The organism is Amphritea sp. HPY (genome assembly GCF_050870985.1).
GTDB lineage: Bacteria > Pseudomonadota > Gammaproteobacteria > Pseudomonadales > Balneatricaceae > Amphritea.
On record NZ_CP194015.1, the window covers coordinates 1,501,757 to 1,512,025 of the forward strand.

Annotated in this window: 13 protein-coding genes; all 13 read left to right on the plus strand. The window is 51.0% G+C overall.

The annotated features are described in order from the left end of the window. The first annotated feature begins 55 nt into the window (after positions 1 to 55). On the plus strand, positions 56 to 946 hold the full coding sequence (locus tag ACQUQM_RS06725) for an SPFH domain-containing protein (RefSeq protein ID WP_432473714.1): 891 nt from the start codon (positions 56 to 58) through the stop codon (positions 944 to 946). Position 947: 1 nt separating this feature from the next. Then, positions 948 to 1,346 (plus strand): hypothetical protein, encoded by a 399-nt coding sequence (locus ACQUQM_RS06730; RefSeq protein ID WP_432473715.1) that lies wholly within the window; start codon positions 948 to 950, stop codon positions 1,344 to 1,346. A gap of 97 nt (positions 1,347 to 1,443) precedes the next feature. After that, on the plus strand, positions 1,444 to 1,683 hold the full coding sequence (locus ACQUQM_RS06735) for a glutaredoxin family protein (protein WP_432473716.1): 240 nt from the start codon (positions 1,444 to 1,446) through the stop codon (positions 1,681 to 1,683). Continuing rightward, the gene (gene thyX, locus ACQUQM_RS06740; RefSeq protein WP_432473717.1) at positions 1,673 to 2,314 is read left to right on the plus strand and encodes an FAD-dependent thymidylate synthase; all 642 of its coding nucleotides are present in this window, start codon (positions 1,673 to 1,675) and stop codon (positions 2,312 to 2,314) included. Before ACQUQM_RS06735 ends, thyX begins: the two co-directional genes overlap by 11 nt. After that, positions 2,314 to 4,146, plus strand: coding sequence for a ribonucleoside-diphosphate reductase subunit alpha (locus ACQUQM_RS06745; protein ID WP_432473718.1), 1,833 nt, complete (start codon positions 2,314 to 2,316; stop codon positions 4,144 to 4,146). Before thyX ends, ACQUQM_RS06745 begins: the two co-directional genes overlap by 1 nt. Further along, a complete protein-coding gene (locus ACQUQM_RS06750; protein WP_432473719.1) occupies positions 4,137 to 5,093 on the plus strand; it encodes a ribonucleotide-diphosphate reductase subunit beta in 957 nt (318 codons plus the stop codon). The genes ACQUQM_RS06745 and ACQUQM_RS06750 overlap by 10 nt, the downstream gene beginning before the upstream one ends. Beyond that, complete coding sequence (locus ACQUQM_RS06755; RefSeq protein WP_432473720.1) at positions 5,093 to 5,959, plus strand: hypothetical protein; 867 nt, start codon at positions 5,093 to 5,095, stop codon at positions 5,957 to 5,959. Before ACQUQM_RS06750 ends, ACQUQM_RS06755 begins: the two co-directional genes overlap by 1 nt. After that, on the plus strand, positions 5,932 to 6,171 hold the full coding sequence (locus tag ACQUQM_RS06760) for a hypothetical protein (protein ID WP_432473721.1): 240 nt from the start codon (positions 5,932 to 5,934) through the stop codon (positions 6,169 to 6,171). The genes ACQUQM_RS06755 and ACQUQM_RS06760 overlap by 28 nt, the downstream gene beginning before the upstream one ends. A 9-nt stretch (positions 6,172 to 6,180) precedes the next feature. Beyond that, entirely contained in the window at positions 6,181 to 6,393 is a 213-nt protein-coding gene (locus tag ACQUQM_RS06765) for a hypothetical protein (RefSeq protein ID WP_432473722.1), read from the plus strand. A gap of 245 nt (positions 6,394 to 6,638) precedes the next feature. Beyond that, complete coding sequence (locus ACQUQM_RS06770; protein ID WP_432473723.1) at positions 6,639 to 6,848, plus strand: hypothetical protein; 210 nt, start codon at positions 6,639 to 6,641, stop codon at positions 6,846 to 6,848. 10 nt (positions 6,849 to 6,858) lie between these two features. Then, positions 6,859 to 8,364 carry a portal protein gene (locus tag ACQUQM_RS06775; RefSeq protein ID WP_432473724.1) on the plus strand — a complete coding sequence of 502 codons (1,506 nt, stop codon included), beginning with the start codon at positions 6,859 to 6,861 and terminating at the stop codon, positions 8,362 to 8,364. Between the two features lie 25 nt (positions 8,365 to 8,389). After that, on the plus strand, positions 8,390 to 9,100 hold the full coding sequence (locus ACQUQM_RS06780; protein WP_432473725.1) for a hypothetical protein: 711 nt from the start codon (positions 8,390 to 8,392) through the stop codon (positions 9,098 to 9,100). A gap of 107 nt (positions 9,101 to 9,207) precedes the next feature. Then, entirely contained in the window at positions 9,208 to 10,245 is a 1,038-nt protein-coding gene (locus ACQUQM_RS06785) for a hypothetical protein (protein WP_432473726.1), read from the plus strand. The last annotated feature ends 24 nt before the right edge of the window (positions 10,246 to 10,269 follow it).

A 10,269-nucleotide genomic window follows, 5' to 3' on the forward strand; every position in this document is an offset into this window, starting at 1 on the left:
CACAACCAACTTCTCTATTTTCAACTAACTGCACATCGATGTGCGAGGAATAACCATGTTTCAGAATCTGACTATCACCAAACTTGTATCCGCAGCTGTTGTAACTGTACTGGCTGTCGTTATCGGCTTTAACTCATTCACCTCTGTTGGTGTTGGTAAGGAAAAAGTAGGTGCCACTTTCGGTAAGGTTCATTCCGAAGCACTGACTTCTGGCGTACATCTGGTCAACCCTCTGGCTGACTTTGAACGCTACGACCTGCAGGAAATGACGTACTCATGGGACAACCTGGGGGTGCCTGCTCAGGACAACCTGAAGACCTCCATGGACGTTGCCGTTACCGGTCACTTCCTGCCGGGTATGACTGTTCAAGTACGTAACGATCAAGGCTCTGCGAAAGGCTTCATGTCTAACCAAGTGAAGCGCCGTGTCCCTGCGATGATCGTTGAGGTCGGCAAAGAGCTGGCTAAGACATCACAAGACTTCTACGGCGAGACAACTCTGGCCCGTATGGAGACTTCGATTATTGATCGTCTGAACAAAGAGCTGAACCAGCGTGGCTACCATATCACTGCAGTTAAGTTCTCTGACATCAATCTGCCGCAAGTCGTGACCTCTGCTGTCATCAAGACCAAGCAGCGTACCGAAGAAGTTAACCGCCAAGAAGCTGACTTGAAGATCGCTGACCTGAAAGCACAAGAGAAGACCGCTGCTGCTAAAGCTGCTGATGCTTCCGCTGCGTTCAATGCGTCTGCCAAGAAGAAAGCTGCTGATGCTGAGCTGTACCGCGTACAGAAAGAAGCTGAAGGTAACAAAGCACTGGCACGTTCTGTGACCCCTGCACTGATCAAGCTGAAACAAGCTGAAGCCCAGCTGAAGTGGGATGGCCGTATGCCTACCACCGTGATGGGTGAAAGTGCCAACGTCCTGATGAGCATGGGTAAGTAGCATGGACTCCTTCACTATGCCTCCACAGTGTAACCATCCAGCTCCTCCAGCTCCTCCAGCGCCTCCTGCAGTTCCGACTGCGGGGGTGCCTCGCCGTATCCCCGGCCACCTAGTGCCGCTCGATGAGCCAGCCAAGAAGCTGACCGGAGGTTCCTCTGACTATTACGTGGTCTTCGTTAAGAACCCAACCACCACGCACCGTCTGCCATATCACGCCGAATGTAACGACATCGTTGAAGCACTCGGTATGAACTTCGCGGAAGGTAACGCATTCAAGGCGATCTGGCGCAGAGCCGCTGCTCGTCAAGATAACGGCAAGCCGGGAACCACCGCTCTGTATGACGCAGAGAAGGTTGAGTTCTTTGGCAAACGATTAGTTGTACAGGAGAAGAACAAATGAAAAACCCACTAGCTAAATCAGCGATGCATGCAGTGACCATCATGTCTCTGATAACTGTCGTGAGCTGCGTTGCCGCTATCTGCACGGGGATCGTGTGATGCCAGTTAAAGTCTATAGCGCCGATTGGTGCCCGTCCTGCGTGACGTTAAAAGAAAGCCTACAGCAGCACGGCGTTCCTTACGAAGTAGTGGATGTCGATGAGAACCCTGAAGCAATGACAGGCCTGCTGTCCCAAGGTATCCGTACGATCCCAGTGATCGAGCGTCCACAAGAAGACGGCACTGTGCAGCTGTATGTCGGCCTTCCGCAACTGCAGGAGTTCCTGAATGAACGCTGAGTACATCGACCACATGGGGTCTGACCTATCTGTTGTACGCGCTGCTCGTGTGTCCTTCGCCGCTGATAAAGGCGTTGAGTGGACAGGCAAAGATGCAGGCCTGATCAAATACCTGGCTGAACATAATCACTGGACTCCTTTCGCACACACTGCGATTACCTTGCGTATGAACGCTCCGGTGCCAATCCGTACCCAGTGCTTCAAGCACAAGTTCGGTTTCGTAGAGAACGAAGAGTCACGCCGTTATATCGACTGCACTCCAACCTTCTTTGTTCCTGAAGTCTTCCGTGGGAAACCTACGGGCGGTGCGAAGCAGGGTAGTGCTGGTGAGATGGAAGACCAAGAGATGTGGACTGCGATCTTTGAGTCTCAGTACCGCCAGAACTTGGCTATCTACGAGCAAGCCGTTGAGCTGGGATTGTGTCCTGAACAAGCTCGCTTCCTGTTACCTCAAGGTGCTGAAGTGAACTGGTACTGGACTGGCAGTCTCTCTGCCTTCGCCCGGTTCTATAACCAGCGTATTGACCCGCATGCACAGAAAGAAATCCAAGACCTCGCCACTGAAGTCAGCGCCATTATTGAGCCGCTGTTCCCGGTAGCGTGGAAGCAATTAACCACAAAGGAGGGTTAATGAAATATAACGGTATTCAATTAGAACCGTCCCGTGATAACAACCTGTCTCCCCTAGCTTTAACCCTTCTGAACGACTTCTACCTTCAACCACACGAAGCTTCACCACAGCAGGCCTTTGCTCGTGCTGCCATCGCGTTCTGCGGCGGTGACATGGAGTTGGCCCAGCGTATCTATGATTACGCAAGCAAGGGCTGGCTGTCCTTCAGTTCACCGATCTTATCCAACGCACCAGTAGGCGACTGGAGGAATGAGTCAGGCCGCAAGCCGTTCTTCTTCCAGACCAAGCGCGGCAAGGCTATGCCTATCAGCTGCTTCTTGTCACTGGTCGCTGACAATATCGGTAACCAGATGGACGCTGCGAAAGAGCTGGCTGCACTGTCGATTAGCGGCGGTGGAGTAGGGCAGCACTTCAAGATGCGTGGAGTTACAGACAAAGCGTCTGGCGCTATCCCGTACCTGAAGACTGCTGACAGCAACATCATGTACTACAAGCAAGGCAAGACTCGTAAGGGTTCCATGGCTGCTTATCTGGACATTGATCACCCGGACATCGTTGAGTTCATCGGTGTACGAATCCCTACTGGCGGTGACATCAACCGTAAGTGTCTGAACGTAAACAACGCTGTGAACATCACTGATGCCTTCATGCTGGCTGTTGCAGATGACGCTATGTGGGACTTGAAGGCTCCGAATGACGGCAAGGTGGTTGACACTATCCGTGCTCGTGAGCTGTGGCAGATGATCATTGAGACACGCTTCCGTACTGGTGAGCCGTATATCAATTATATCGATGAGGCCAACCGTCACTTACCGCAGGCAATGAAGAACCTGGGGCTAAAGATTCACGGTTCAAATCTGTGTAACGAGATACACCTGCCGACCAGCGAAGAGCTGACCGCAGTGTGCTGTCTGTCCTCTGTAAACCTTGAGTACTTCGATGAATGGTCGGGTACTACTATGGTGCGCGATGCTATCCGCTTCTTGGATAACGTCATCCAGTACTTCCTTGAGAATGCCCCAGTTGGCCTTGAGAAGGCTGTGCAGGCCGCAGCTGGTTCTCGTGACCTCGGTCTGGGCGCTATGGGCTTCCACTCGTATCTTCAGCGCAACGGCATCGCCTTTGAGTCTGGAGGTCTGGGATCAGCAGTCCAGAAGAATGCTCAGATGTTTAAGTACATCAAGCGTGAAGCTGTGGCTGAAAGTGAACTACTGGCAACCCTGCGCGGTGAGCCAGCTTTCTTAAAAGGAACAGGACGACGAAATGGACATCTCCTTGCAATCGCTCCAAATGCTAACAGTTCGATCATCACTGGCACTTCCCCCTCCATTGAACCATGGAATGCTAATGCTTTTGTTCATCGCACTCGTGCAGGTAGCCATGTAGTACGCAATAAGTATCTGCATAACCTGCTTATGAATCTTGGCCCTGCTTCATGGGTGGAGGAAGAGTGGGATCACATCATGGCTAATGACGGTTCTGTACAGGATCGTGATTACCTGACCGATGAAGAGAAGGCGATCTTCAAGACTGCCCGTGAGTTAGACCAAGCGTGGCTGGTAGAACATGGCCGTATCCGTCAGGTGGAAATCTGTCAGGGTCAGAGCCTCAATCTGTTCTTCCCGGCAGGCACAACGAAGCGCGAAGTTAACCGAGTGCATCTTAAAGCATTCTCCCGCACAGGCTCAGGGGTTCCTCTGAAAGGCCTGTATTACCTACGAACCAATCGAGCCAGTAAGACTGAGCAAGTATCCAAGGCCGTCACTCGTGACGCTCTGAAGGACTATGAGTCACAGGCTGTTGAAACAGAGGAGTGCCTAGCATGTCAATGATGCGCCAGTTCTCCCCGACATATAAGCCTTTCCATTACCCATGGGCGATGGAGCTGACTACTGCTCACGAAGATGACCACTGGACAGAGCAAGAGCTTGATCTCGGTGATGACGTAAAAGACTGGAAGAACAACTTGACACCGGAAGAGAAGAACTTGGTATCGCAGATTCTGCGCCTGTTCACTCAATCGGATGTTCAGGTAGGTCAGAACTACGCTGACTTCTTCATCCCGGTATTTAAGAACAACGAACTACGTAACTGGCTGTACTCAGTTATGGCTCGTGAAGGCACACACCAAAGAGCCTACGCGATGATTAACGAAACGCTGAACCTGCCTGACAGTGAGTTCAGTGTGTTCCTTGAGTACAGCGAGATGTCCGACAAGGCGACCTTCATGGGCGCTAACGATACGACTGATGATCGTGGCATAGCTCTGGCTCTGGCTAAGACTGTGTTCTCTGAAGGCGTATCTCTGTTCGGTGCCTTCGCAATGCTTCTGAACTTCCAGCGTTACGGAAAGATGAAGGGCATGTGTGAAGCAGTCCGTTGGTCAATCATCGATGAAACCTCTCACGTTCAAGGCGCTGCCCGGATGTTCCGCACGTTCTGCGAAGAGCACCCGCATGTAGTGACCGATGAGCTGAAGCGTGACATCTACTCAATGGCTCGTGAAGTCGAACAATTGGAGAACAAATATCTTGACCTGGCTTTCGAGCTTGGGGATGTCGAAGGCCTCTCAAAAGCTGAGATGAAAACCTATGTCAAGTACTTATTGGATCGCCGGTTGCTTCAACTGGGACTGAAAGAAAACTTCGGTGTGGAGAAGAATCCGCTCAAATGGTTCGATGAAATCATGGGTTCTGCAAGCCACGTTAACTTCTTTGAAGGTCGTGTTACTGACTACCAAGTGGTCGGCATGACTGGTGAATGGGATGACGCATATTAATGTCTGATAAGCCAATAGCAATTCTGCTAGACGGCGATGTGTTTACCTATCAAGGCGCGAGTGCTGCTGAGTATGTTCATAACTTCGGCAGCACTTACCACCTGATGGCTGATATGGAAGACGCACAACGCCACGTAAGAAACAACATCGCACAAGTCGTGAGCGATACGAAAGCAAAGAAGGTAATCAATACTCTATCTTGCCCGTCACGCCACTACTGGCGACACGATGTACTCCCGGACTACAAGGGTTCCCGTAATAAGACTTACGGTGTCTCTGGGCCGATCTGTTTGGGTGACCTCAAGGATTGGTCTGCTGATCAATGGGAAACCTATCGTTGGAAGAACATGGAAGCTGATGATGTCATGGGCATCTTGGCGACTGACCCTACGTTCCTCCCGGAATACACCAAGGTCATTGTGTCCATCGATAAGGACATGAAGACCATCCCAGATGTTCACATCTATAACCCTGACAAAGACTACCAGCCTTGGTTCAACCCAGCTGCTGACGCTGAGAAATTCTTCATGTCACAAGCAATTGGAGGCGATACCACTGATGGCTATTCAGGCTGCAAAGGTACTTCTGTCGAAGGTGCTGGTGCTTTCCTTGGTGACCCATGGTTCTGGGAACAGTACGAACACATTTTTAAATCTGGCAAGCGCAAGGGTGAGGCCGAGATGCGATACCGCAAGTCCGAATCCCGTGGACTGTGGGCCGACATCGTATCTCTCTATTCCAAAGCTGGTCAGACCGAGCAAGACGCAATTGTAAACGCGCAGGTAGCACGTATCTGCCGACACACTGATTACGATCAATCTACTGGAGAAGTAAAACTATGGCTTCCAAAAAGTCTCGCACATTAGTCGTTCAAATAACGGCGCAGCTTGAGGTCGATTACTCACCTGAAGAGCTGGAAGAGATGGGTAAATCCTTCCGTGAATTTAAGTCTGGAGTAGAGCGTGTCGTTAAGGCAGAGCTGCTTCCAGCATTCCAAGCCGATGCGGGTTCCCGTGTATCCCTCGGCACCATTAGCTATCCATCTGCCCGGAAACTGGCGATGAAGCGTAAATCATAAGGAGACTAAATGTCTGACGAAGTGAAACCTGAAGTAGAAGTAGCCCCGGAAGAAGTTGAACTGACACCGGCACAGAAAGCCGCAGCAACTCGTAAAGCCAATAAGGCGGCGAAAGAAGCTGTAGCAACAACTAAAGCGCCTGCAGTCAATCGCCGGGTGACTACTCGTAACCGTAAGCCGCCTGCTCCAATTCTGGAAGAAGGCCACATCGTAATCGTCTGATTCTGATACCCCACACCATAGGATTCGCCAAGGGATGCTAAGGATTACTTAGTGTCTCTCTGGCTCTATTTAGGATGACCCTATGCAAATAATTGTAAGTGACCTACTTATTCGCCACCTCCAAGAAGCCTTCCCAAACAAGCTGCCACCTAAAAGCGCAACGGTTGAAGACCTTCGGATTCTTCAGGGTCATCAGGAGGTAGTGGAATACATCAAGTCACTCCAAGATGAGGAAGACTATACGAATGTGTCTATCTAAAGCCCCCAAGGCTGCAGCTCCACCACCACCTCCTGCTCCACCTCCAGTTGAAACAGCTGATCTCTCGATTAAATCATCCAAGAAGAAGCAAAGCACACGTAGCAAGAAAGCTAAGTCTGGCGCTGGTGCCTTCCGTACTGACCTGTCGATGAACGCTGGCTCTGCCGGTGGTTCTGGTTTATCCATCAACAAATAAGGAGAAATGAATGCAAGACGGACATCTGTCTTCACGCTTCTCCAAGTTGAATGGTCAACGCTCCGGTTTCATTAACCGTGCTGTGGCAAGTGCATCTGTCACGATCCCCTCGTTGTTTCCTCCTGTCGGCTTTGACGGCAATAGTGATCTACGGACTCCTTCCCAGTCTCTGGGTGCCAAGGCTGTAAACAGTCTGGCCGCGAAGATTCTCCTAGCACTCCTGCCGCCTAACCAACCGTTCTTCCGATTCACTATTGATGAAGAAGACCTGGGTGAGGTTGAAGAGAAGACAAAAGGTGAGATCGAAGAAGCACTAGCCGCTCTTGAGCGAATGGTATTAAACGAAGTTGAAGCTAAACATGCTCGTCCTGTACTCCATGAGTTGATCAAACAGTTACTCGTAGCTGGCAATGGTCTTCTGTTTGTTGGTAAGGCCGACATGAAACTGTACAAGCTCGATAAGTACGTCACCAAGCGTGACGGCATGGGCAAAGTACGTGAAATCGTTATTGAAGAGCCTATTGAACGTGATGATGTTCCCAAGCACATCTTGAGTCAATTGACCGCTCTACCAGACGATGACCCTAACCGCACGATCAAGATGTATACCCAGATCAAGCGCATGGGCAACCATTGGGTAGCGATTCAAGAGATCAATGGCATCCTCGACCCTCGCTCCCGCACAACCTATCCCCTCGATAAGTGTCCATACCTGCCGCTCCGAATGATTCGTGTAGACGGTGAGGATTACGGACGCTCCTACGTAGAGGAATACTTGGGTGACCTTAAGTCACTTGAAGTCCTCGCCAAGGCTCTGAATGAAGGCACAACCGCTGCCGCACGAGTCTTGTTCCTTGTTAAGGCTAATGGCACCACTAAGCCGCGAGTCTTAATCGAAGCTCCAAACGGTGGATTCGCTACCGGCAACCCGGATGATATTTCGGTGTTACAGCTGGAAAAGCAAGCTGACTTTAACCAAGCGCGACAGCGTATGGCTGAGATCAAAGAAGACCTCAGTGCAGCTTTCTTAATGAATTCATCTTTAACGCGCAACGCAGAACGGGTAACTGCAACGGAAATCCGTGCGATGGCGCAAGAGCTTGAAACCGTACTGGGTGGAGTCTATGCACTTCTCTCGGTGGAACTACAACTACCCCTTGTCCAGCTAATCATGGGTCAGCTCCAACGTAACCGTAAGCTGCCACAAATGCCCGACGATATGCTCAAGCCGCAAGTCCTCACTGGAGTTGCTGCGCTTGGTCGATCACAGGAACTGGACAAACTCCGACTATTGCTAGAACTCCTAGCACCATTAGGCCCAGAGGTCATCGCCGCTTCTATCGAGTCTGACGAATACGCCAAGCGCGTAGCAGCTGCACTGTCCATTGACACGGCTGGGTTGATTCCCACGCCAGAGCAAAAACAGCAGCGCGAGAAGTCAGCACAAGCGAAAGAGCTGATGCAGATGATGGGGCCACAAATGATGCAAGGCATGAATGGCAATCAAGCCGCTTAACAAACTCCATTGAGAGGAGAGATATTTGAGTACACCTGAATTAAACCCTGACCAGCTATCTGATCATGACAAACAGATGCTGGCTGTTGCTGAAGGCGGTGATCCTAACGATCCGTCTGAAGTGAATCTGCCGTCCGAGCAGAACAAAGAAGCCGAAGGCGACAAAGAGAAGGACACGAAGTCCGACTTTGAGCTACCTGAAGGCTTTGAGTCATACGAAGAGCTGATTGAAGCCGCGAAGAAGTCCCGCGAAGCCGAAGCAGATGCTGATGATAAAGACAAAGAAACTGACGGTACTGGGGAAGGCGATGAAAACGCTGATGACCAGAAGAACGCCGAGGAAGAAGAAGGTCTGACAGAAGCTGAAGCTGAGCTGCGCGAGATGAAGGTCTATCAAGAAGTCGGCAGTAAAGAAGAATACGGCAAGATGATTCAGTTCGCTGAACAGTCTCTGACTCCAGAGCAAGCCGAGATCTACGATGCTGCTGTTAATGGCGCAGATAGCAATGTTGCCATGTTTGCCGTTCAAGGTCTTAAGGCTCTCTTTGAGCTGAACGAGATGAAGAACTTCGGCCAAGAAGGTCAGATGACACAAGCCGCTTCCGGTGGTCTTGGTGTGACGCAAGGTTACACAACTCAATCTGAAATGATGGCTGATATGGCAGACCCTCGGTACACCACCGATGAACGCTTCAACGCCCAAGTCGCACAAAAGCTGGCTCTAACCAACTTCTAAGCAACATCCCCCACACACGAGCCACCCGGCTCCCCTCCAACTAACCAAACGACTCCGAGAAGTCGGGTGGCTCCTTATTACGCAATGTAAAAGGAGAAATTCTCACTATGGCATTCCCTACTGATCAAGTAGTAACTAATCCGGGTCAGGTCGATAACGCTGGCAACGCACGAGCCTTGTTCCTTAAGGTCTTCTCTGGCGAAGTCCTGACTGCCTTTCACCAAAAGAACGTAGCACTGGGTCTGACCCGTACTCGTACAATCAAATCCGGTAAATCCGCGCAATTCCCTGTGCTGGGTACTGGCGTGGCTAAGTACCACACTCCTGGTCAACTGGTCACTGCCGATCAGCTGCCTTCTGTAGAACGTACCGTTACCATCGATGATGTGGCTTTGGCTGCTATCTTCGTTGCTGACATTGATGAGGCGATCTCCCACTACGAGGTTCGTGGTCAGTACTCTGCAGAAAACGGCCAGACTCTGGCTGATCTGATCGACCGCAACATCTTCCGCATGGTAGCTCAGGCTGCTTTCATCACTGACGCAACTGCTGCTGGTAACGCTGGTCTGCAGGTTCCATCTGCTGGTCAGAAGTACACCGCGAACATCCAGCTGGCTTCTGCTGGCGATGAGAACGATGGCGTGAAGATCGTTAACGCGCTGTTCAAGGCACGTACTCAGTTCCGCAAGAACTCCATCACTGGCGAGCTGGTTTGCGTTCTGCCTCCAGAGCAGTACGAAGCACTGGTTAACGTACAAGATGCCAACAAGGTAACTTGGATGAACAAAGACGTTGGCGGTGTTGGTTCTGCTGCTGCTGGCGTAATCCCTTACGTTGCCGGTATCAAGATCATCGAATCTGTGAACGTACCGCAGGTTGATGAGACTGCTGGTCTGGTTGGCGATCCTGAGCCTCTGGCTGACGCTAACGTAGGTTCTGGTAACCAAGCGAAATACCGTGGCGACTACTCCAAGGTCGTTGGTCTGGTGTTCCATAAAGACGCTGTAGCTACTACCAAGCTGATGGATGTATCCACCAAGTGGGTAGACGAAGAGCTGCGTCTGGGTTCTACCGTCCTGACTACTCAGGCTGTTGGTCACGACATCCTGCGCTTTGAGTGCGCTGTAGCAATCCTGAAGGTGTAATCCCTTTCCCCTAAGCCCGACACG

What these genes read in the sequence shown, in the direction of transcription:
- ACQUQM_RS06735 (WP_432473716.1), top strand. Translation starts at nt 1,444, where the DNA reads ATGCCAGTTAAAGTCTATAGCGCCGATTGGTGCCCGTCCTGCGTGACG.
- thyX (WP_432473717.1), top strand. Translation starts at nt 1,673, where the DNA reads ATGAACGCTGAGTACATCGACCACATGGGGTCTGACCTATCTGTTGTA.
- ACQUQM_RS06755 (WP_432473720.1), top strand. Translation starts at nt 5,093, where the DNA reads ATGTCTGATAAGCCAATAGCAATTCTGCTAGACGGCGATGTGTTTACC.
- ACQUQM_RS06730 (WP_432473715.1), top strand. Translation starts at nt 948, where the DNA reads ATGGACTCCTTCACTATGCCTCCACAGTGTAACCATCCAGCTCCTCCA.
- ACQUQM_RS06770 (WP_432473723.1), top strand. Translation starts at nt 6,639, where the DNA reads ATGTGTCTATCTAAAGCCCCCAAGGCTGCAGCTCCACCACCACCTCCT.
- ACQUQM_RS06725 (WP_432473714.1), top strand. Translation starts at nt 56, where the DNA reads ATGTTTCAGAATCTGACTATCACCAAACTTGTATCCGCAGCTGTTGTA.
- ACQUQM_RS06785 (WP_432473726.1), top strand. Translation starts at nt 9,208, where the DNA reads ATGGCATTCCCTACTGATCAAGTAGTAACTAATCCGGGTCAGGTCGAT.
- ACQUQM_RS06775 (WP_432473724.1), top strand. Translation starts at nt 6,859, where the DNA reads ATGCAAGACGGACATCTGTCTTCACGCTTCTCCAAGTTGAATGGTCAA.
- ACQUQM_RS06750 (WP_432473719.1), top strand. Translation starts at nt 4,137, where the DNA reads ATGTCAATGATGCGCCAGTTCTCCCCGACATATAAGCCTTTCCATTAC.
- ACQUQM_RS06765 (WP_432473722.1), top strand. Translation starts at nt 6,181, where the DNA reads ATGTCTGACGAAGTGAAACCTGAAGTAGAAGTAGCCCCGGAAGAAGTT.
- ACQUQM_RS06760 (WP_432473721.1), top strand. Translation starts at nt 5,932, where the DNA reads ATGGCTTCCAAAAAGTCTCGCACATTAGTCGTTCAAATAACGGCGCAG.
- ACQUQM_RS06745 (WP_432473718.1), top strand. Translation starts at nt 2,314, where the DNA reads ATGAAATATAACGGTATTCAATTAGAACCGTCCCGTGATAACAACCTG.